This is a genomic window from Dictyobacter formicarum (assembly GCF_016587435.1).
In genome coordinates this window covers 91,092-112,165 of the sequence record NZ_BNJJ01000026.1, presented here as the reverse complement: position 1 = coordinate 112,165, position 21,074 = coordinate 91,092, and the positions used below count along the sequence as shown (strand labels likewise).

Genomic DNA, 21,074 nt, shown 5'->3' with positions numbered 1-21,074 from the left:
TGCATAAGTAAAAGGTTATCAAATTCTTCACGAATTTGAAAGCTTAAGTATAGATTTCCGGTAAAACTTAATGGTATCCTTGCTTTAGGGAACAGTAAATAGGAGCCGAGGCCTTTTCCAGGCCGGTTATTCTATTTGCGAGAAAGAATAGGAGATCAACATGAACGGTCATCAGGCAGACAATCTTACTTATGAGTGGGAAAGCGATGAACGTTGGCAGGGTGTGAGGCGTAATTATAGCGCCGAAGATGTGCTGCGCCTGCGCGGCTCACTTCACATCGAGTACACGCTGGCGCGCCGAGGCGCCGAGCGTCTTTGGTCCTTATTGAAGACGGAGCCGTATGTGGCGGCCCTGGGTGCCCTGACTGGCAACCAGGCAGTCCAGCAGGTCAAGGCTGGTTTGAAGGCTATCTATCTCAGTGGCTGGCAGGTAGCGGCCGACGCCAACCAGGCCGGTCAGATGTATCCCGACCAGAGCCTCTATCCGGCCAATAGCGTTCCCATGGTGGTGCGTAAAATCAACCAGGCGCTGCAGCGAGCCGACCAGATCCAGCACAGCGAGGGACATAGCGGCGCCATAGATTGGTTCGCACCGATCATCGCGGATGGAGAGGCCGGCTTTGGAGGCCCGCTCAATGTGTTTGAAATGACTAAAGCGATGATCGAAGCCGGCGCGGCCGGCGTGCATTTTGAGGATCAGCTGGCCTCCGAGAAGAAGTGTGGTCACATGGGCGGCAAGGTCTTGATCCCAACGCAGACAGCGATCAAGCATCTAACCTCAGCGCGCCTGGCCGCTGATATCATGGGTGTTCCCACCATTTTGATTGCTCGTACTGATGCCAATGCGGCAAAGTTGATTACCTCCGATATCGATCCAGTCGACCAGCCATTCCTGACTGGTGAGCGCACGCCCGAGGGCTTCTATCGTATCCGTTCTGGACTCGATACTGCTATCGCCCGTGGCCTGGCGTATGCTCCCTATTGTGACCTGATCTGGTGCGAGACTTCCGAGCCCAACTTGCAAGAGGCCCGGCGTTTCGCCGATGAGATCCACGATCGTTTCCCTGGCAAGTTGCTGGCCTATAATTGCTCCCCCTCCTTCAACTGGCGCCAGAAGCTGGATGATGCGACTATTCACGCCTTCCAGCAGCAACTGGGCGAGATGGGCTATAAGTTCCAGTTTATTACGCTGGCCGGTTTCCATGCCCTCAACTATAGCATGTTCAAGCTGGCCCGCGAGTATGCGGAGCAGGGCATGACCGCCTATTCCGCTTTACAGCAGGCTGAGTTCGGGCTGGAAAGCCACGGCTATACCGCGACTAAGCACCAGCGCGAGGTCGGCACCGGTTACTTTGATGAGGTAACACAGGTCATTGCCGCCGGTCAATCCTCAACCATGGCAATGGCGGGCTCAACCGAGGAAGCACAATTCTAACCACTCAACGCAGAGAGATTGATGAACTTCTGAAAGGATGCACAGGCTATGATCGATGAAAAAGCAAGCGTACAAACAGCACGATGGAGTGTGATGGCGCCGGATCTGCCGGTGACGATTCAGGGCACAATGACGGCAGCATATGAACATATACTGACACCGGGTGCTCTTGATTTTATCGCGCTGCTCTCTTCGACCTTTGAACCTGAACGCCAGCACTTGCTCCAGCGACGCGTGCAGCGACAAGCGGAATTGGATGCAGGCCAGCTACCAGACTTCCTCCCTGAGACCGCGCACATTCGCAATCGTGAATGGATTATCGCGCCCGTTCCCAGCGAGCTATGGGACCGGCGCGTCGAGATTACAGGTCCGGTTGATCGCAAGATGATCATCAATGGGCTGAATTCTGGCGCGCAGGTGTTTATGGCCGACTTCGAAGATTCCCATTCACCGACCTGGCATGGCACTATTCAGGGGCAAATCAATCTCTATGACGCGGTGCGGCGCACCATTAGCTATAACGATCCTTCCACCGGCAAGCAGTATAGCTTGAATGGCGAGACGGCCATCCTCTTTGTGCGGCCACGCGGCTGGCATCTGGACGAGAAGCATGTCCTGCTCAACGACCGGCCGATCTCGGCCAGCATCTTTGACTTTGGACTCTACTTCTACCATAATGCCCGTCAGCTCCTGGCCAACGGCAGTGGTCCCTACTTTTACCTGCCCAAGCTGGAAAGCCACCTGGAAGCGCGCCTGTGGAACGACATCTTTAGCTTTGCCCAGGAGCTGATGGGTATTCCACAAGGCACAATTAAGGCAACCGTGCTGATCGAGACCATCCTGGCAGCCTTTGAGATGGATGAGATTCTCTATGAGCTGCGCGAGCATTCCGCTGGCCTGAATTGTGGACGCTGGGACTATATCTTCAGCGCCATCAAGAAGTTTCGCCGCGTGTCCGATTTTATCCTGCCGGATCGCGCCAGCATCACGATGCGTACCCCCTTTATGCGTGCCTACTCGCTGCTGACGATCAAGACCTGCCATCATCGCCACGCCCACGCTATCGGCGGCATGGCGGCCCAGATTCCTAACAAGAAAGACGCCCAGGTCAACTCCGAGGCCATGGCCCGCGTCCAGGCCGACAAGCGGCGCGAAGCCGTTGATGGTCATGATGGCACCTGGGTAGCCCATCCTGGACTGGTCGAGATCGCACGCAAGGAATTCGACGCCATCATGGGTGGTCCTCACCAGATCGAGCGCAAGCGTGAAGACGTCTATGTGACTGCCGTCAACCTGCTCCAGATACCCGATGGGAGGATTACCGAGCGGGGATTGCGCACCAACATCAGTGTCAGCCTGAGCTACCTCGAAGCCTGGCTGCGTGGCTCTGGCTGCGTTCCCATCAACAGCCTGATGGAGGACGCCGCCACCGTAGAAATATCGCGCGCCCAGCTCTGGCAGTGGATTCACCATCCCGACGGTGTGCTCGACGACGGCCGCAAAGTTACCCGCGGCATGTTCCGCAAGTTGCTGGCAGAAGAGACGCAGGCGCTCAGAAACACGCTGGGCACCAACCCGTACGCCATACGCCGCCTCGTCACCGCCAGCACCATCCTGGACAACCTGGTCTGCGAAACCGAGTTCACCGACTTCCTGACCACAGTCGCCTACCAATACCTCGAATAGATTCGGAGCATAAAAATAAATATGCAAAAACAATAATAACGATAATTCAATAGGTTCGGGCGAGGATGTTGGGAACATCATCTCCTTGCCCCCGATTGCCCCACCGTTTGTGGGGCCCCGTATCCCTATGACGGGGGCTTCGCTCTTTACCGTCACGTCGCCCCACGCGGTGCCCAAAAGAAAGGCCCGCTTTTGGGCACCGCGTGGGGCGACGTGTAATACCACGAGGCACCGAGCGGCAAGGATACGGGGTCGCCCGCTCTGCGGAGGGGCGACAATCGGGGGCAAGCCCCGAACCTATTGTTGTCGTGTTTATTGGACGTTAATGATTATCGGGTTTTTTTGGTGCATTTTCTTTTCCTTTCTTTGATTGTTGTTTTCGCCTGGCTTCGTAGGCAGCGGGATTATTTAAGATATAGGCTGTCTGGGCTTTAAAATCTGCTTCATTTTTGACGATATGATCATAAGCGCGATATTGCCATATTTTGCCGGGATAGTTGGCTCCTGTCTCATATAGGTAACTCAACCAGGCATTGGCTACAATGGATTTGTACGAAGCAATAATTTGCCGAGCGCTTTTAGCATGTGTAAATCCATCTTCAAGGATCAACATACAATGAAGGTGATCATGCATGACCATAATTGTCCCGGGAACAATGCCTCTAAAACGTTGGGGGAGTTTAGCCCATTCTTCATATAAAATCGCACGTAACTTTGGATGATTAAACAGGTTTTGTTTACGTTGGCGTGTGCAGATGGTTATCGCGTAAGCCCCTGGCGAATAGTAATAATGTGCTGGCAGGCCGATCGGTTTTAATGGTTTGAATGATTTCCGACGAGATTTTTTGTAGTTACTCAATGTTTCCCTTCCATCTCTATTATTTTCCTACTTAGAGAGATGCCGGGTAATCGCGAAAAAACGGAAACTTTTCACTTTTGTTTTCGTTATCGAGCGTGAAATGGGCCGCCGTCAGGCGGCGGCCGGTTGTTGTTTGTCGATGGTTTTGAGAGATGGATTGATCAAGAGCGATATGGTGCAGATGAGGTAAATGGCGCCAAAGACGATGATGCCCGGGATGACGCCGGTCCATTGGACCAGGTATCCGGCGATTAGTCCGCCGAGCGGCATGCCGAACTGAACGCCCGCGGCCAGGGCGCCGAAGACGCGGGCACGCATTTCGACTGGTACTATTTCCTGCTCGACGCTGAATAGGATGGGATTGATGGGGCCGATCAGCAGGCCGGCGACGATATAAGATCCAATCAGAGCTGGCAGCGGCCAGGACAGGGCTAGTGGTCCAAAGCGCAGGACGGTAGAAATTGTGAAGCAGAGGCCCAGCGTGCGGCTACGTGGCAGGCAGTGCCCGATCCAGGCAAAGAGCAGGGTGCCCACAAAGGCGGCCCCGCCAAAGGCCGCGACTAGTTCGCCCAGGGCTACCGGGTTGCCGAAGATCTGCTTGACATAGATGGGCTGGATCACGCCGGTCATGCCCTGATCCAGTAAGTTGGTGATCATGACTGCAATCACGACGGCCAGCATAACCGGCGTGCGGCGGATAAAGACCAGCCCCTCCTTGAGCTCCTCGATGTAGGTGCCTTTTTTCTTCTCACCAGCCTTGCGCACCGGTGGCGTGTGTGGGACGGCCCAGGCCAGCAGGATGGCCGAGAAGAAGAAGGTAGCGCCATCGACCCAGAGCAGGTTGGCGGTGCCGATAAAGATGATCAGCACACCGGCCAGCGGCGCTCCAAAGAAGCCAGCCACGCGGCGCACGCCATCGTAGAGCGAGTTGGCGCGCTCCGACGGCATCCGCGACAGCTTGATCAGGTCGGGGAGCAGCGCGTAGCGGGCCTCGCTCCCGGGCGTCTGCAGCAGGCCAGCTAGAAAGACCAGAACCTGGAGTCCCCAGAACGACAGGCCAATCGTCATGTAGCACAGCGGAATCAAGGCGACCGTGATACCGCTGGCGATATCGCCAATGATGCTGGTTTGCTTATAGCCGAGGCGATCGATCAGCAGGCTGCCAAAGAAGGACGAGATCACCACAGCCAGCATCGAGGAGAAGGCGGTGATGCCCGCTTTGGTGGCGCTGCCCGTCGTCTGCAGGACCAGCCAGGGGATGGCCAGCATCATCAAGACGTCCCCAATAAATGAGCAGACGTTGGCGATGAAAAGTGCCACAATCGGCAGCAGCTTCTTTTCTTCTACCGGAGCTGGTGGCTGGATGAGTTCAGATTGCTGCTGGCTGGTGTTCATGCCTGACTCCCCGCGATCTGTAGGACCTGGAAGTTCTCCAGCGAGGTCACGACATCGACGCGCGCGGAACTGGTGACGCTCTCATAGCTAGAAACCAGGGCGCGCCCTCCCTGCGCCTCGATATAGCGCACGGGTAGTGTGCGGATACGCGGGTTCTGGTGGCGGAACTGATCGAGCGCGGGCAGCGATAGCGCCAGATAGTCATACGAGCTATAGCAGCGTGACTGGCAATGTTCACAGAAAAGGTGAACTATGGGGGTGCCGCGCTGGCGCATCCAGCTCGAAGCCGTATCCGGCATGCGGAAGCCTAGAGCCACCGGACGCCCACACTCGCAGCAGGGGACCGAGCCGGTATTCAACGCCGTCCGATAGTAGTAGTTGGCCCAGTTATTCATGCGTGTTATGGCTGGCTTATAGCTTTTCAGTCCCCTCAGCACCTCAAATCCACTATTGGTTGAGATAAAGTCGTTCGGCTCAGGACAGCAGCCAGGACACTTTAAATGTAATTCAAGCTGTTCTGGTTTGAATTTTCCCAGTAAGCGATGTTGTCCACAGAGATAGCACCAGAGCGAGGTCTGTTTCCAGCTATCGTTCTCTACCGGGATATAGGCCGAGGACTCCAAATTCAGCTCATTGGCCAATGCCTTGCGTAGTGCCAGCTTACCGCGTTGCAGGCGCATCGACACCGCGTTCACATTCATGCCTAGCAGCGTCGCGATATCGGCCAGCGAAGACTCGCGCACATAGCGCTCCAGCAGCGAGGTCCGGGTTTCCGTGGGCAGTAGATCCAGCGCCCGATCCAGCAGACCCACCAGTTCCTGGCGCTCCAGCTCAATCTCTACATCGAAATCCGCTGCCAACGTCTCGGCCAGCGAGGCTATGCCGTTCTCATGTTGCACCGGCACCTCCAGCGAATGGGCCGCATCACGCTCCTTCCGGCTAACCCAGCGCAGACACACATTACGCGCGATTCCGCTCAACCACTGTGGAAACTTCTCCGGCTCCTGCAAAGTATCCAGGTGCCGCCATGCCTCCAGCAGCGTCTCCTGCACCATGTCTTCAGCGACCAGCGCGCTGCCTGTGATCCTCGTACACAGGCGCACCAGGCGTGGCCGCTCCGTCGCTAATATAGTCTCTACATCCTGTAGCATATCTTCAAACTTCTCCATCAGCCATCGTCTCCTGATCAGCTAGTCTAACATAGTATTACTTCTATGTCTTCGAAGAAGCGCATAATTACACGCAAAAATCTGGCAATTTTCCAGCTCGCCATTGGATTGAATATATTGCATCTAATTTGCAATTAAGCTCGTGAAAAAAAGTAGAGGTATGCAGAGAAAAGTGACATTGGAATATTGCGTCAAGACCGTAAAAACATGAAATAGGAATTTTTCGAAGGAGCAGCACTATGTCAGTAACACCATCTCCTACGGTGGTAGGTGTCTTCCGGGACCGAGCGCTGGTTGAGCAGGCGATAGAGGCTCTGTATCAAGCTGGATTCTCACAGGACCAGATTCGCTACTCAGTTCCTGGTCATTCTGGTGGCTTTTTGGATGACCTCAAGAGCCTGTTTACCGGCTCGAACTCCGGCTCGGGCGACCTGGCCAATGACCTGACCGCTATGGGATTGTCGAGTGAGCAGGCGCGCTATTATGCGAATGAATATGATAATGGAAATATCGTTCTGGCCGTCCATGCCCTTGATCGTGAGCAGGAAGCCCTGGGCATCTTCCATCAGTTTGGCGCTTATGGAATCCACAATACCCTGAGGGGCGCGGAAACTGCGAATGAGGACGCCGCTTACGCGCAGCCTCCCGCCGATGCTAATCGGCAGCCAGTCGGCTATGCGCAGCAGTCAACCGATTATGAGCAGCAACTATCCGGTTATACGCAGCGACCATCCAGCTACGCTCAGCAGCCAGCATCGGCTACCTGGGATGAAGATACCAATCGCCACCAACCACTGAATGAGGATACCGACCCTCGTTATCCCGTGAATGATGAGCAGCCAACGGCATCCGACTATACCGACAATAATACATATAATGAACAGAGTAGTGTCGTAGCGCCTGTGGGGGTGGCCGATCAGCAGAACCTGCCGGACAATATTGAACCTGAGAGTGTAGTTGATCATCCGGACCTGCCGGACAGTAATGTGGCTGCCCACGAACCAGCCACCAGCGATGAGTACCAGGCTGTTCATGACCATCAAGAGCAGGCCGTGCAAGACTATGAGCCTTCCGCTACTGATGCCACAACTCCTGAGGAGTACCGGGCTGCCGAGCACGAATGCGACGTCAAAGACGAGACGGAGCAGCAGATTGGTGATGGTTCACATGTCGACCCATACCGCATGCCAGATCATGCGACCAGCACGGAAGAGCAGTCTGCGCACGATAACACCCCGGCAACTCATGCTGCAAACAACGACTACCCAACGACTGTAACGTATGACGAGACACCACAAACTCCGACCAACGATAATTCAACCTCGACGACGTCTGAGAACATGGCAGCTAATACCCTTAACACCACCACTCCCGATACGGCAGCAGTCGGGCAGGCAACTCCAATGAGTTCGGTTGACCAGAGCATGACAGCCGCGACTCCTGCATCTCAGCGGGAAGAAAAAATGCGCCTGTTGCAACAGCGGCTTGAAGCAGCCCAGCAGCGTCTACAAGATTCCAAAGCCCAGTTGCAGAGCGCCAAAGAGCACGAGTCCCAGTTGCAGAGCTTGAAGCAGCAGCTCGATGCCATCGAGGCAGAATTAGAAAAGAACGAAGCTGAACTCAGAGAAACCCATTCACGTATCGAACAATATTATTAATCGAACCTTATCAACTAGAGCCCCCAATAGTACGCTCCCATGGCGTACCATCGGGGGCTCTTCTCTCCACCCGCATTATTCTGGTAGATTGACATATAGCTAGTTGTTGTGTTATTGTGCGTGCAATAGCAATAATTTTTATACTGATTGATAAGGACAAGTGTTTTGTCAAAATATACATTATTGATGCAGCAGACAACTATGGTTGTCTGCGTCATTGCCCATCCTCCCGGCGCAGCCGCTATGATAGCGCGCTAGTGAAGGCTGGGCTTGAACATCTTCTCCATGCAATATTCCTGAGGACACCACTACCGATGTATGGTGCGCCTGTTTCATTACACCTCCTCGTTACTGATTTCGTATAGCCTTGAGATTAGCCCCTTCATGTATGAAGGCAGAACACCTTCGCTGTGCGCAGCCCCTCACTTGTGAATGCCATACACACATGGCCGTTTTATAGCGCATACGAAGGGATCATTATGCTTTATCGCTACCAAAAGCTGCTGGCGCTCTATGGTCGCCGCCTGCAGTTGATTAATCGAAATTACACGTTTTTATGGTTGGGGCAGAGCGTTTCGCTGATTGGGGACACCATCTTTGATACCGTACTGGTGTTGTGGGTTGCCATGCTGCTGCGCAATGATAACCATGCTCCGCTGGCCGTGAGTGGGATCGGGCTGGCCGTGGCGCTGCCGTCGCTGCTGTTGAGTCCGTTTGCTGGTGTGCTGGTGGATCGCTGGTCGAAGCAGAGGACGATGCTGGTGATGGATGCCCTGCGCGCCCTGCTCGTCTGCTGTTTGCTCCTGGTCACTGGCGCGCTGCCGTTGCCATTCCTGGCCCCGGGCGGGTTGCCGCTGCCAGTTAAATTAGTTGCTCTGTACATGATTGTCGCCGCCTCCAGTAGTTGTAGCCAGTTCTTTAATCCATCCAGCATGGCCCTGCTCGGCATCATTGTACCAGAGGAGCAGCGTACCAGGGCCTCGGCTTTAAGCATGGGGACCGGCATGTTTGCCTGGACGCTTGGTCCGGCCATCGCCAGCGTGCTCTATGCCAGTTTCGGCATTGGCTGGGCCATCGTTTTTAACGTGGCCTCGTTCGGCTGGTCCTGGTGTATGATCCGGCGGATCCAACTTCCCGCTTCACAACCGATGGCCCCCACGGAGCGGCCGCAGCGCCACTTCCTCAGAGAGCTATGGGATGGCCTCAGCTTCATCCGTGGCAACGCCTTGCTTTTCGTGCTGCTGCTGGCCGATTGCGGTTTCTTTTTTGGTCTGGGCATCGTCAACACCCTCTGCCTGTTTCTGGTTACCGGCAACCTGCATGTGCCTGACAGCCTCTACGGACCCTTTTGCGCCATTCCGGCCTCCGGAGGCATCCTGGGAACCTGGCTGGTCGGTCGTTATGGTTCCAAAGTCGGAGAAACCAGGATCTACGCCTGGGCAGCCCTGCTGTCGGGCGCGTGCATTCTTTTTATCGGCTGGCAGAGCAATCCGTTGCTGGCCCTGTTTGGTTTCTTTATCGCCAATGTCTCTAACCTGCATGCAGCCGTCGTCACCGGACCATTGATCTTGAAGGCGACGCCAGAAGCACTGGTGGGACGCATTTTTGCCGCTCGTGGAACAGCCATCACGGTCAGTTCTATGCTGGCCACCTTCCTGAGCGGCTACCTGAGCAGCACGCTCCTGCGGTCGCTCCACCTGAGCTTGAATGGCAGTGCATCTTTTAATGCCATAAACGTACTATATATATGTGCCGGCATCATCATCATGCTCGCAGGAATCTATGCCTGGTGGAAGCTGGTACGGAAAGGATAGATAACTCAAGCCTGTTGCTGACATCCCTATTGTGTCGCTGTGCGTGTATCTATCATACAAAGGCTCGCGGACGCCGTAGGGATGTCTCCTGGCCATATGTGTCCAGATTAATCGATTATAGTAGTGGATTGTGAGATACACTATTATGTTAGAGAAGCAAAACCAACCAGCAGAAACGACAGAAAAGCCGGATCGTCGAAGCAGCACGCAGGTTGCCAACCACCTGGCCAATGAGCGCACCTTCCTGGCCTGGACTCGTACTGGCCTGGCCACCATCACGATTGGTTTTGTCGTTGCCCGCTTTGGCCTCTTCCTGCGCGAGCTCGGCTTCAAAAGTCAGCCCGAGTCCCTGATATCCCTGCACTACTCAATGCTCTTTGGCGTCGCCCTCACCGTTCTTGGAGTTGGCATCATCATCGCCGCTCTGCGCAACTTCCTGCGCGTACGCCGCGACATCGACCAGAACACCTTCCATCCCATGGCTGGCTCAGCCGTTGTCCTCACCATCCTCGCCAGCGTTATCGGCCTACTCCTCGCCATCTACCTCTTCCTTACCTCCTAACCTTTTGCGTTCGCGTTCGAAAATGCGCACGAAATATGATCCCCCTATGTTTGGACCTTGCGTCCGATTACCATGCACGAAAACGTTCGCCCAAAACATAATCGCATAGGTTCGGACCTTGCGTCCGATTTATCCTCCACATCCGAAAACGTCCGCCCAAAACATAATCGCATAGGTTCGGACCTTGCGTCCGATTATTAACGATCCCACCCGAAAATGTTCGCCCCAACATGTTCGTATTCGGGAGCATTTACGCGGTTGGAGGATAAATCGGACGCAAGGTCCGAACCTATGGGTTTCGTGTTTATTGTACATTTACGAAGGCTCGTCTGGTTTCTTAGGTTGCTTTTTTTGTTTAGCTTTGTAGGCGGCCGGATTGTTCAGGATGTATGCTTTTTGCGCTTTAAAATCTGCTTCGTCATTGATGACATGATCATAAGCACGATATTGCCATATTTTGCCGGGATAGTTAGCTCCTGTCTCACGCAAATAGCGCATCCATTCATTGGCGACGATGCCTTTATATGCTTTAATAATCTGCCGAGCACTCTTGTTATGTTCATATCCATCTTCAAGAATCAGCATACAATGAAGATGATCATGCATGACCATAATTGTTCCGGGAACAACCCCAACAAAACGTTGGGGGAGTTTGGCCCATTCTTCGTATAAAATGGCGCGTAGTTTTGGATGATTAAACAGGTTTTGTTCACGTTGAAGGGTACAGATGGTTATCGCATAAGCTCCCGGCAGGTAATATTTATGTGCTGGCAGACCGATCGGCTTTAACGGCTTAAATGGTTTCCGATGAGATTTTTTGGGTTTATCCACGCACACCTCCACCGACATAATGTATGACATTCCTACTTACATCGATACGACCCCTCTTTAAAAAAGCGGAAACATTGAGAGCATCTATTCACAATATGGTTGCCAGCATTCAATCCGTATTTATCATGGCCATTATTAACGTTGAAAAAACACGAAACCCATAGGTTCGGACCTTGTGTCCGATTTTACCTCCACATCCGAAAATGTACCGGGATACGATAACGCTTTAACATCCGAAAATGTACCGGGATACAATAACCTTTTAACGTCCGAAATATATCGGGATACGATAACGCCAATGTTCAAAACGCATTGTGAACGAGACGATAATCCTCCGGCGTTGAAAGCTGCCTGGGCCGCATCTACTTGTATAATTCATATCACTGCTTTATCATGTTCATCTGAACTTGGTTGTATTGCTAGATTTTCCCGCAGGGATGGGAGCATACATCGTACGGCAATCTCAGCAAGCTTCAGAGAGTAAGTAAGCAAGAACAGAAATGAAGAAGCGATGAGGATATTTCAGCATGTAGAGCAGGCGGCGGTTGATGCAGAAGAAGTGGCCACCCGGCGCTGGCGCTGGTCAGGCAAGTGGATATTGAGCGGACTGCTTTTGGTCGTTGCGGTATTGACGGTCGGTCTCTATTATTTCTATCATCCCTACACCGAGCTGACGGCCGATACTCCAGGATATCTGGAGTTTGTGCGACAGTTGCGCGAGACTGGCAATCCTATCAATGTTTTTCGCCTGCCGACCTATCCTCTATTTATCTTGGTGATCACACTGATTGCCGGACCTGCTAATCTTTTTGCGGTCAGTATCGTTCAAGGTATGCTCTATATACTGGCTGTGCTGGAATTCTATCTGCTGACCTGCCTGATCTTCCAGCGTGCCTGGTTGGCCTTTGTTCTGAGTCTGCTGCTGGCAACCAATGTCATTCTGATTTCTTATAGCAAACTGTTGATGACCGAAGGGATCTCCCTGTGGTTGCTGATAACCATTAGCTTGCTGGCGGTGAGGATATTACAGGGCGGTAACTGGCGTCTCTTGAAGTGGCTGGCCCTGTGTCTGGCGCTGCTGTTTTTCACACGGCCGGAGTGGGCCGCTTTTCCTATATTGATATATGTATATCTATTATGGATGCGCTACAGGCGCGGTCAGCTACGTCCCCTGCTCGTGCGGCTTGGGCTCTCGCTGGCGCTGCTCTATACGCTACTGGGTGGTTACGTGCTTGGCAACTTGATTATAAATCACTATCCGGGCCTGACCTACGTGGAGAACATGAACCTGGTCGGGAAGGTGATGCAGTACCAGATGCAGAACGAAGCGCCGCCGCAGTATGAGCAGGTGCGCCGCGTGATCGACGACAATGTGACGCATACCCATCTGACGCCCTATCAGCTGGTCGCGCGGCATCCCGAGTTTGGTCGCGACAATGGTCGTGTACTGGGCGATTTCGCGCGCGCTATTATCTTGCGCCATCCCCTTGAATTTGGCCTCAAGACCGTGCCCATGCTTTTTGCGTCGTTGACCAGCTACTATCCGGTCAACACCATGTCCCCACCGCCTGGTGGACCCCGGCATGACTGGAGCGAGCAGGGCGTGAATGCGCTATTGTCCGTCCACCGCATGTTGTATGCCAGCAACGCTCTCTTCCCCTATTGCGCGCTGATCTGGCTGGCCCTGCTCTGCTGGCCGTGCACGCGCCGTCAATGGAGCGTCCAGGCCATGGGGCTGCTGGTGCTGACCGTCCTCTTCGTTTGGACGCTGACCACTCTGGGTGGCTACTTCCTGAGCGACCTGATGCGCGTACACATCGTCTTTGATCCGCTGATCACGCTCACCGTCTGGGGGACCATCCTGGGTATTCCCACTTTGCTGCCTGCTCGTCGCCGCACCTGGATTATAAGCTAAAACAACAAGAAAGAAAAACTTTCCCTTTTCGCGGCAAGGGCATTGGTTTGATGCCCTCGCTTGAGGAGGTGTTGAATGCATTTCACGACAAGTCGTTATATATCGATATCAAGAGCAATAATTTTGAAGAAGGAGTGCAGCTGGCCCGGATCCTGTCGGCCCTGCCGAAGCAGCAGCAGGACCTGCTGACTGTTGGAGGCGGCGACAAGCCGATCGACGCGGTGCGCCAGCACCTCCCCCAGATGAGGGTAATATCGAAATCAATTATTGAGAATTGTGTGCTGCGCTATGCTGCCGTAGGATGGAGCGGCTATGTGCCGGTGGCCTGCCGCCATATAGAGCTGTTGCTTCCCGATCAAGTTGCTCCCTGGCTCTGGGGCTGGCCTAATCGCTTCCTTGATCGTATGGAGGCCAACGATACGCGTGTCGTGCTTGAGAAGGGCAACGGCACCGAAGAGTTTTCTAGCGGCTTTGATTCACCGGAGGATCTCAAGCGCCTCCCACCGGGCTATACCGGCGGGATCTGGACCAACCGTATTGATCAGGTCGCGCCAGTATTCCACCATCATTGATGCGGTCGGACGCGATCATAGGCAGAGAGCAGCGTTTAGAACTGGATATTTACGATGCGCTGCTCACTGATAAATCCGGCTTTCTCGATGGCTTTCTTTGACGCCTGGTTGGAGACCTCACACGAGCAGATAGGCTTCCAGCCAGCTGCATAGCAGTGTTGTTTTAGTTGAATGAGCATAGCGCTGCCCAGGCCTCGGCCGCGATACGCCTGAGCTACGACCATGCCCAGATCTGCATAGGGTGGTTGTTTTGGGCTGGAGATACACTCTCCGGTTGCTATCAATGTCTGCTGGTCAAACAGGATGAAGAGCTCCTCGCGCTTGAGACGTTTATCCAGGAACGCCTCAATCCACTCGCCTCCTCCTGCCGTGTTCGCCTTGTAAAAGAGCACCAGGTCATCCAGCTCGCTCTGGACAGCTTTCCTGAACTGGTACCGGTTGATATTGGATGGCGGCGCGACCGGCTCGTGGTCGCGAAACAGATAGCTATGCAGCGTGATGCTTGTTTGCAGGTCAAGGCACAAAGAAAAATACAATGGCTCGATCGTACTTGCGATGGCATGCTGGATGTTATGGGTCGAGATAAGCCAGCGAAAGATCTCCTGCGCCCGCGCCTGATAGCGGTCCAGTAGATGGACGCGCAGCAAAGACTTGTCGGCATCCAGGCAAAAATAGCCTGCCGGCTGATCCTGGTCCTGTATCTGCCAAAATGTAGCCTGCGCGATGATCGCGCCCTCCCACATCCCATCCATCGGCGCGACCAGCGTGCGCAGGTAGTCGTCCCTGAGCTTCTGTATAGTTCCCGGATGCTCAAGTTGCATGCATGTCAGCATTGAAAAACAAAGCGCCTTTCATGATAGCCGTCAGGCTTTTTAGCCTGGCAGATGTTTATGGTTGACGAAAATTGCCATCCTCAAGAGTATAAGGCGAGCTGAATGGTTGCCGTTTTATGTGCTGGCAATAATGGGGAGCTGAAAGAGATCCGCGTTGGCGCTCGCTCGCTCACTGGTTTCAAACAGCGTGAGGCCAGCAATACGCCCCTGCCTGATGACGAAGTCGCTGACCTCGTGAAAGCCAGCTTTGCTGATGCCACGCCCGGATGCATCGTTGCCGGGTACGTACCCTATCCAGAAGCGATCAATGTCCTGTTCCTGGTGGATGATGGCTTGCAGGAAATGAGGATAGATGCCGCGCCCGCGCCACTCTGGCAGCGTGAGAAAATCGTAGAGGTATCCGTTGCGCGCCGGAAGCTCGAATTTAAATTGAAGTTCAGCAATGCCGCCGGCCCGGGTTGCGACCCATCCATAGGCAACCGGCGTATCGCCTATGAACGCAAGATAGGGCCGATCCCCCGCCTCGCAACGCCGCGCCACCATTTGTGTGGATTGACAGGTAATGCGTGCGATTAATTGTGTATCGGTCGAGAGACCAGCGGAAAACGCCGGAAGAGGCGCGAGCTCGGGCAAGCGATCTCCGCGCCACCAGGTTGTGAACGTCATAATAAAAATACCTCCTGCTAAAACACTACCAGTATACTCAATTCATCTGACGAAAACAATCTTCCGTATCTCTCTTAATGCCTGATACTTTTGATTGAAAGCAATATGAAATTCTATGCAATAAGAAACACGACTCGTAGGTGCGCCCGTTGGGACCTTGACAGGTCCTTCCACTCTCATGTATCCATCGAATCCTCGTCCTCGATATTTGAGGCTAGCCTTTGATGGAGCCGGCAAGGATGCCGCGCACGAAGTAGCGTTGCAGGGAGAAGAAGATGACGAGGGGCAGGGCCATCGAGATGAAGGCGGCGGCTGTCAGGACCTGGTAGTTGGTGCCGTAGCTGTCGACGAGGTTGGCGATGGTGACGGTCATGGGGGCGCGCTGTGGGTTGCCACCGAGGAAGATCAGGGCAACCAGCAGGTCGTTCCAGACCCACATGAATTGGAAGATGGTCAGCGAGCCCAGGGCCGGCACTGAGAGCGGAAGGACGATGTTCCAGAAGATGCGCAGGTGGGAGGCGCCGTCGATGTGGGCCGATTCCAGCAGGTCGGCGGGCAGAGAGGCGAAAAAGTTGCGCAGCAGGAAGATTGCGAATGGTAAGCCAAAGGCGGTGTGGGCCAGCCAGATCGCGGTATACTGACCGGTAATGCCGATGGCGGTAAACAGCGCCAGGATGGGGGCGAGGGCGATCTGCAGTGGAATTACCAGCAGGGCGATGATGCCAGAGAAGAGCAGGTCGCGGCCCGGAAAGCGCATCCAGGCAAAGGCATAGGCAGCACAGGAGCCGATCAGCAGCGGAAAGATGGTCCCGGGGATGGCGATGATCAGGCTATTGAGAAAGGCTCGCCCGAAACCCTGCGCCGCCAGGACCTGCTGGTAATTCTGCAGCGTAAAGTTCCAGGGCAGCGCCAGGCCGGTCCACCAGCCAGTGGTCGCAATCAGTTCCGGTGGGCGCAGCGAGCTGATAAACAGTCCAAAGGTCGGCACTGACCAGAAGAGTCCGATGCTGACCGCGATGACGGTAATCGTGCCCTGGCTGATCATGCGGCGCAGCCAGCGGCCCTGGACATGGTGATGTTCCCTACGCTTCTCCTCCTGTATGCTTGAGCGCTTGAGCAGTGTTTGGGTTGTGGGCCGCTGTTCAGAAATACCCCTCATCGCAGTTTCTCCTCGGCATGCATACGGCGAATATTGAAATATATCACAGGTACAATGGCGAGCAAGAGCAACACTGCCAGTGCACTGGCCAATCCATAATTATTAAAGCTAAAGAGCTGGTTATAGAATTCCAGAGCCACCACATCGGTATGATAGTTGCCTCCGGTCATAACATAAATAATGTCGAAGATTTTGAGGACGTTGATCAGCATGGTGGTGATGACCACGGCCAGCGTTGGCCGGATCTGCGGGACCGTGATATGCCAGAACATCATCCAGCGCCCGGCCCCATCGATCTTGGCCGCCTCAATGAGGTCCTCGGGAATATTTTTCAGGCCAGCGGAAAGGATAACCATACAGAAGCCGGTCCACATCCAGGTGTAGACCAGTATCATGGCATAATTGTTGAAGGCCGAGTTGACCAGCCAGGCTTGTGGCGGCAATTGCATGCGTGCCAGCAGCGCATTGAGCAGTCCAATCTGCGTCTCGCCAGCCGGCTGATAGAGGTAGACCAGGCGCCAGATGATGCCCGCACCGACAAAAGAGATCGCCATCGGCACAAACAGGGCCGACTTCACCAGGCTCTCAGCCTTGATATGGTTGACCAGTACCGCGACCAGCAAGCCCAGACCCACCGTCAAAATCGTGCCCAGCAGCAGCCAGAGTAGATTATTTTTCAGCACCTCCAGCGTAACCGCGCTCGTAAAAATCGTTTGATAGTTCTTCAGACCCACAAAATGAGTCGCATCGGCATTTTGAAAACTTGTGACCAGTGTATTGAGCAATGGATACATAAAGAAGATCACCACCAGCAATATCGCTGGCCCGATCCATAACCATCCACGCCACATAGGTTCGAGGCTTGCCCCCGATTTGTTGCCTGGCCCGACCCATAACCAGCCGCGCCGCCGCCCGTACCGGCGCGTAGCAGCACCCGCAACATGTTTCTTCATCAACATTGCCATCATGAATCCCCTTTAAATCCTCTATGCAAAAACCAAACCGTAAAAATATGCCATGCATAAAAAAAATATGGTTGATGGTTTACGATTGGTTGGCTATCAGGGCGATGCTCTCAAGGTTGTTGAGGATGTTATCGAGCTGGTTGGGGTCGCCGATATAGTTCAGTGCCCCTTTCCAGAAGGCGCTTTCCAATCCTTGTGGCATCAGATCATCGGCGCTGACTCGAAAGGCCATGGCTTTCGTCATTTGCTGGGCGGTGGCCCAGGCAATCGCGTCGGGATAGACGCTCTTTTCGACCGCCGAATTGACCGACGTGGCACCCCCGCGTCTGACCCAGATACTCTGCGCCTCCGCGGTCGTCATAAATTCCATGAACTGGCGCGTGCCATTGTTATCTTTAAAGGCAGCCATCAGGTCAGCTCCCCCGATCACAGACCCTTTGTACCGTGGATTGATCTCGGGGAACGGGAAAAAGTTGAAATCTAGCCCACTCTTGATGCCCTTGAACTGATGCTTGATGAAGCCAGCGGTAAAATCGCCTAGATAGTACATGTAGGCGCGGGGCGGCTTCTCGAATGGGAGGTAGGAGGCATCCTGGAAATTGGTGGCCAGGATGGCCTGCGCTCCTCCATTGACATAATGTTTGCCCAGCGCGATGCGACCGAAGGTCTGAAAAGCATCCTTGATGCTGGGATGGGTCCAGGGAATCTTATGCGCCACCCACTGATCGTATAGCTCGGGTCCATACTTATTGATATAGATCTCGGCGATCCAATCGGCGGCCGGCCAGCCGCTGGTGGCCCCGCTCTCTACGCCGAGAGACCAGGGATATTTGCCCTGGCTGGCCAGCTTATCGGAGAGCTCGATCAGCTCGTCCCAGGTTTGTGGTACGCTGGCTCCCACCTCATGAAAGGCTCTAGGGTTATACCAGATAGTGCCCTTGGTATTGGCCTTGGGCAGTACCGCGTAGAGCTTGCCATCGTGAGAAGAAAAATCGATCCAGGCCTGTGCATAGTTCTTCTGATACTGCTTCATGTCTAAGAAGGTATCCAGGCGGACCAGCTTGTTCTGGCTTGCCAGCTCGTGAAAGTGATTGATGCTAGATATGCCGCTGATATCGGGTGGACTATTGCCCCGGAGGCGCGTGGTCAGCACTGCCAGTAGATCGCGTGTCGCCTCTACATTGACCTTAATGCCAGTTTTTTTCGTAAATGCGGCATTGATCATATTGAAGGATTCCAGCTCTTCGCCGCTCCACACGGTCAAGACATCGATAGATTGGACCTTTTCCAGTGCACTTGCCTGAGGGGCGGGTTCGCCCTGGCAGGCTGCAAGCAAGGTGGTGGCGGCATTGATGCTCAGGCCAGCAGCCATGGCCCGATACAGGAACTGGCGTCGCGGAATATGTTCCCCCACAGCATCTTCAACCAGTTGGTCCAGCTGGCGCCGCTGGCGACGATCAAAAACGAGCATGAACATTTCTCCTCGAGTTTTTGGTGCAGCGCAATATGTTTGTGGGATAAATAAGCAAGACCGAAAGAATGCTCAGAAAACTTTCCGCGACCGGACCGCTCTCCCACAGGGACGTCTGGCGAAGTAGCGTGGAAGCCGGCCCGTCTTTTGTGTCCCCATGGTTTAAAGGCCGGCTGCCCAGATTTGCGCGGTCCGATCCCAGCTGGCAGAAGCGATTTGCTTGCCATCGGGCGACCATGTCAGGGCATCGACAAGATCTGTATGTCCCTCATAGGTAAACGATGTCGTGCCGCTTTTCGCGTTCCATATTTGTACGGTATGATCCCAGCTGCCAGAAGCCAGGTATTTGCCATTGGGCGACCAGGCCAGGGCATCTACATCCTGGTTATGTCCATGATACACCATGAGCAACTTCTCTGTGCGGGTACTCCAGATCTGGACCTGGCTGGCGCGTCCACCGATGGCGATTTGCTTGCCGTCAGGAGACCAGGCCAGGGCATCGACCGGATCGCTGATAGAGTAGGTATAGATCAGCCTGGTGATCCCGGTGGCGGCATTCCAGATCATCACTTTGCTGTCCCGTCCCCCCGAAGCAATCTCTGTGCCATCGGGCGACCAGGCAACCGTATCGACGAATTCCTGGTGTCCAGTATAGACCAGACTCAAGCGCCCGGTAAAGGCCTGCCAGACCTGGACGGTGTGGTCCCAACTGCCGGAGGCGATGAATTGTCCATTGGAAGACCAGGCCAGGCTGCTGACCTCGGAGGTATGACCGGTATAGATATGGATGGTGTGGCCGGTAAAAGCCTGCCAGACCATAACGGTGTGGTCCCAGCTGCCGGAGGCGATGAATTGTCCATTGGGAGACCAGGCCAGGGCATCGACCGGCTCGCTGTGGCTTGTATAGGTGGTTACTACCTCACCGGTGTGGGCGTCCCAGACCATAACAGTGTGGTTCCAGCTGCCCGTCGCCAGGTAGCGACCATTTGGCGACCAGGCGATGGCGCTCACATAATCATTTTGCTGATGAAATGTCAGGATAGCTGTGCCTGAGATACGGTTGCTTGTAAGCATATTGAGCAGGCTAAATACAAGCACGGCGGCGAGACTGAGGGCTAGCATGGTGCTGATCGCTATTTGATTGCGGTGCCGCGGCCAGAAGCGTTTGCGGCTATGTGGCCGCCGCCGCGCCACCGGACTAAACTGGGATCGACGCCTCAGTAGCGCGCCGTCCTTCAATTCGCTACTGTTATCCATAGTCTCGCGCTGCATCGGCAAACGCGGAAAGGGCTTCATCGTCGCCTGGGGCAGCGTGCGCAGGGCCTCATCCATCAAGCGATAGTTCTCCTGCTGCATCCGACAATCTTTGCATTCCGCCAGATGGGCATCCAGTGCGGCTTGATCGGCTGGAGAGAGATCGTTGCGCCGCAATGCCAGTTTCTCCTCCCAACTCGAGCATGGTGGCTGACTATGCATCGACTCTTCTCTCCTTCGTCTGTAGCTGTAGATATATATTTTGTAGAGATTTTCTGCCACGACTCACGTATTTACTCACACAGCTTTCTTTAATATTGAGCCGCTCCGAAATTTCTAGTGGAGAGCAGCCCTCAACACAATAAAGAATCAAGCAAATGCGATATTTATGTGGAATCAGAGCCAGTGCTTCTCGAAGGAGTTCTGCATTCTCATAGTCGCTCTCCGGTCCCTCGACCTGCATGCTTGAATAATCATCTGAGCAGCGATCAAATGCGACGGTGGACATCTGGCGGTAGTGCTTCTGATGATCGTACGCCAGATTGGTGGCGATCCGATAGAGCCAGTGTTTGAAGGCGGCCGGGCTGCGCAATTGGTGTAAGGAGAACCAGGCTTTGGAAAACGTTTCCTGCGTTAATTCGCTGCCTGAGCCATCGCTGCCCACCATATTATTTAAATAGATATTGATAGCATTGCTAAAGTGTCGATACAGCACATTAAACGCCTGCTCGTCCCCCTGCTGAGCGCGCGTAACCAGCCCTTCTAAATCGAATGCCTGATCGCCATCTTCATCGTTGAAGGCGGAATTTCTCCCGGTGCATTGTGCCATC

Annotated in this window: 18 protein-coding genes; 7 read left to right on the top strand and 11 right to left on the bottom strand. The window is 54.2% G+C overall.

Annotated features, from left to right (window positions below; translation table 11 throughout):
- Nucleotides 1-160: 160 nt before the first annotated feature.
- Both aceA and aceB read left to right on the top strand, forming a co-directional pair.
- Nucleotides 161-1,435, top strand: coding sequence for an isocitrate lyase (gene aceA, locus JMI88_RS32890; RefSeq protein ID WP_201366264.1), 1,275 nt, complete (start codon nucleotides 161-163; stop codon nucleotides 1,433-1,435).
- 93 nt (nucleotides 1,436-1,528) lie between these two features.
- Complete coding sequence (aceB, locus tag JMI88_RS32885) at nucleotides 1,529-3,121, top strand: malate synthase A (RefSeq protein ID WP_373323994.1); 1,593 nt, start codon at nucleotides 1,529-1,531, stop codon at nucleotides 3,119-3,121.
- 322 nt (nucleotides 3,122-3,443) lie between these two features.
- On the opposite strand, the gene JMI88_RS32880 is transcribed toward aceB, so the two are convergent.
- From JMI88_RS32880 to JMI88_RS32870, 3 genes are all read right to left on the bottom strand, one after another.
- Nucleotides 3,444-3,980 (bottom strand): transposase, encoded by a 537-nt coding sequence (locus JMI88_RS32880; protein ID WP_201366262.1) that lies wholly within the window; start codon nucleotides 3,978-3,980, stop codon nucleotides 3,444-3,446.
- Nucleotides 3,981-4,091: 111 nt separating this feature from the next.
- On the bottom strand, nucleotides 4,092-5,375 hold the full coding sequence (locus tag JMI88_RS32875; protein WP_201366261.1) for an MFS transporter: 1,284 nt from the start codon (nucleotides 5,373-5,375) through the stop codon (nucleotides 4,092-4,094).
- Nucleotides 5,372-6,544, bottom strand: a complete 1,173-nt coding sequence (locus tag JMI88_RS32870; RefSeq protein WP_201366260.1) for an RNA polymerase sigma factor — start codon at nucleotides 6,542-6,544, stop codon at nucleotides 5,372-5,374. Before JMI88_RS32870 ends, JMI88_RS32875 begins: the two co-directional genes overlap by 4 nt.
- 239 nt (nucleotides 6,545-6,783) lie before the next feature.
- Between JMI88_RS32870 and JMI88_RS32865 the strand changes: the two genes are divergently transcribed.
- The 3 genes from JMI88_RS32865 (at nucleotide 6,784) to JMI88_RS32855 (ending at nucleotide 10,578) form a co-directional block, all read left to right on the top strand.
- On the top strand, nucleotides 6,784-8,202 hold the full coding sequence (locus JMI88_RS32865; RefSeq protein WP_201366259.1) for a general stress protein: 1,419 nt from the start codon (nucleotides 6,784-6,786) through the stop codon (nucleotides 8,200-8,202).
- A 479-nt stretch (nucleotides 8,203-8,681) separates the two neighbouring features.
- Nucleotides 8,682-10,016 (top strand): MFS transporter, encoded by a 1,335-nt coding sequence (locus JMI88_RS32860; RefSeq protein ID WP_201366258.1) that lies wholly within the window; start codon nucleotides 8,682-8,684, stop codon nucleotides 10,014-10,016.
- Between the two features lie 145 nt (nucleotides 10,017-10,161).
- Nucleotides 10,162-10,578, top strand: a complete 417-nt coding sequence (locus JMI88_RS32855; protein WP_201366257.1) for a YidH family protein — start codon at nucleotides 10,162-10,164, stop codon at nucleotides 10,576-10,578.
- A gap of 315 nt (nucleotides 10,579-10,893) precedes the next feature.
- Here JMI88_RS32855 and JMI88_RS32850 read toward each other — a convergent pair whose 3' ends face one another.
- Nucleotides 10,894-11,409 carry a transposase gene (locus tag JMI88_RS32850; protein WP_201366256.1) on the bottom strand — a complete coding sequence of 172 codons (516 nt, stop codon included), beginning with the start codon at nucleotides 11,407-11,409 and terminating at the stop codon, nucleotides 10,894-10,896.
- Between the two features lie 511 nt (nucleotides 11,410-11,920).
- On the opposite strand from JMI88_RS32850, the gene JMI88_RS32845 reads away from it, so the two are divergent.
- Nucleotides 11,921-13,324, top strand: coding sequence for a glycosyltransferase family 39 protein (locus tag JMI88_RS32845; RefSeq protein WP_201366255.1), 1,404 nt, complete (start codon nucleotides 11,921-11,923; stop codon nucleotides 13,322-13,324).
- Between the two features lie 50 nt (nucleotides 13,325-13,374).
- Entirely contained in the window at nucleotides 13,375-13,896 is a 522-nt protein-coding gene (locus tag JMI88_RS32840; protein ID WP_201366254.1) for a PI-PLC domain-containing protein, read from the top strand.
- A gap of 35 nt (nucleotides 13,897-13,931) precedes the next feature.
- Here JMI88_RS32840 and JMI88_RS32835 read toward each other — a convergent pair whose 3' ends face one another.
- From JMI88_RS32835 to JMI88_RS32805, 7 genes are all read right to left on the bottom strand, one after another.
- Complete coding sequence (locus JMI88_RS32835; RefSeq protein ID WP_201366253.1) at nucleotides 13,932-14,729, bottom strand: GNAT family N-acetyltransferase; 798 nt, start codon at nucleotides 14,727-14,729, stop codon at nucleotides 13,932-13,934.
- Nucleotides 14,730-14,843: 114 nt separating this feature from the next.
- Nucleotides 14,844-15,395, bottom strand: coding sequence for a GNAT family N-acetyltransferase (locus tag JMI88_RS32830; protein WP_201366252.1), 552 nt, complete (start codon nucleotides 15,393-15,395; stop codon nucleotides 14,844-14,846).
- Between the two features lie 214 nt (nucleotides 15,396-15,609).
- The gene (locus tag JMI88_RS32825; RefSeq protein WP_201366251.1) at nucleotides 15,610-16,554 is read right to left on the bottom strand and encodes a carbohydrate ABC transporter permease; all 945 of its coding nucleotides are present in this window, start codon (nucleotides 16,552-16,554) and stop codon (nucleotides 15,610-15,612) included.
- A complete protein-coding gene (locus JMI88_RS32820) occupies nucleotides 16,551-17,522 on the bottom strand; it encodes a carbohydrate ABC transporter permease (RefSeq protein WP_236023166.1) in 972 nt (323 codons plus the stop codon). The genes JMI88_RS32825 and JMI88_RS32820 overlap by 4 nt, the downstream gene beginning before the upstream one ends.
- Before the next feature lie 76 nt (nucleotides 17,523-17,598).
- A complete protein-coding gene (locus JMI88_RS32815; protein ID WP_201366250.1) occupies nucleotides 17,599-18,990 on the bottom strand; it encodes an ABC transporter substrate-binding protein in 1,392 nt (463 codons plus the stop codon).
- A gap of 162 nt (nucleotides 18,991-19,152) precedes the next feature.
- Nucleotides 19,153-20,466: a WD40 domain-containing protein gene (locus JMI88_RS32810; RefSeq protein WP_201366249.1), complete on the bottom strand. Its 1,314-nt coding sequence runs from the start codon at nucleotides 20,464-20,466 to the stop codon at nucleotides 19,153-19,155.
- Nucleotides 20,459-21,073 carry an RNA polymerase sigma factor gene (locus tag JMI88_RS32805; protein ID WP_201366248.1) on the bottom strand — a complete coding sequence of 205 codons (615 nt, stop codon included), beginning with the start codon at nucleotides 21,071-21,073 and terminating at the stop codon, nucleotides 20,459-20,461. The genes JMI88_RS32810 and JMI88_RS32805 overlap by 8 nt, the downstream gene beginning before the upstream one ends.
- Nucleotide 21,074 lies beyond the last annotated feature (1 nt).

Excerpts from the sequence above, each read along its gene's own strand:
- aceA (WP_201366264.1), top strand. The coding sequence starts at position 161 with ATGAACGGTCATCAGGCAGACAATCTTACTTATGAGTGGGAAAGCGAT.
- JMI88_RS32830 (WP_201366252.1), bottom strand. The coding sequence starts at position 15,395 with ATGACGTTCACAACCTGGTGGCGCGGAGATCGCTTGCCCGAGCTCGCG.
- aceB (WP_373323994.1), top strand. The coding sequence starts at position 1,529 with ATGGCGCCGGATCTGCCGGTGACGATTCAGGGCACAATGACGGCAGCA.
- JMI88_RS32840 (WP_201366254.1), top strand. The coding sequence starts at position 13,375 with ATGCCCTCGCTTGAGGAGGTGTTGAATGCATTTCACGACAAGTCGTTA.
- JMI88_RS32855 (WP_201366257.1), top strand. The coding sequence starts at position 10,162 with ATGTTAGAGAAGCAAAACCAACCAGCAGAAACGACAGAAAAGCCGGAT.
- JMI88_RS32870 (WP_201366260.1), bottom strand. The coding sequence starts at position 6,544 with ATGGAGAAGTTTGAAGATATGCTACAGGATGTAGAGACTATATTAGCG.
- JMI88_RS32875 (WP_201366261.1), bottom strand. The coding sequence starts at position 5,375 with ATGAACACCAGCCAGCAGCAATCTGAACTCATCCAGCCACCAGCTCCG.
- JMI88_RS32815 (WP_201366250.1), bottom strand. The coding sequence starts at position 18,990 with ATGCTCGTTTTTGATCGTCGCCAGCGGCGCCAGCTGGACCAACTGGTT.
- JMI88_RS32845 (WP_201366255.1), top strand. The coding sequence starts at position 11,921 with ATGAGGATATTTCAGCATGTAGAGCAGGCGGCGGTTGATGCAGAAGAA.
- JMI88_RS32825 (WP_201366251.1), bottom strand. The coding sequence starts at position 16,554 with ATGAGGGGTATTTCTGAACAGCGGCCCACAACCCAAACACTGCTCAAG.
- JMI88_RS32865 (WP_201366259.1), top strand. The coding sequence starts at position 6,784 with ATGTCAGTAACACCATCTCCTACGGTGGTAGGTGTCTTCCGGGACCGA.
- JMI88_RS32805 (WP_201366248.1), bottom strand. The coding sequence starts at position 21,073 with ATGGCACAATGCACCGGGAGAAATTCCGCCTTCAACGATGAAGATGGC.
- JMI88_RS32810 (WP_201366249.1), bottom strand. The coding sequence starts at position 20,466 with ATGCATAGTCAGCCACCATGCTCGAGTTGGGAGGAGAAACTGGCATTG.
- JMI88_RS32820 (WP_236023166.1), bottom strand. The coding sequence starts at position 17,522 with ATGATGGCAATGTTGATGAAGAAACATGTTGCGGGTGCTGCTACGCGC.
- JMI88_RS32835 (WP_201366253.1), bottom strand. The coding sequence starts at position 14,729 with ATGCTGACATGCATGCAACTTGAGCATCCGGGAACTATACAGAAGCTC.
- JMI88_RS32860 (WP_201366258.1), top strand. The coding sequence starts at position 8,682 with ATGCTTTATCGCTACCAAAAGCTGCTGGCGCTCTATGGTCGCCGCCTG.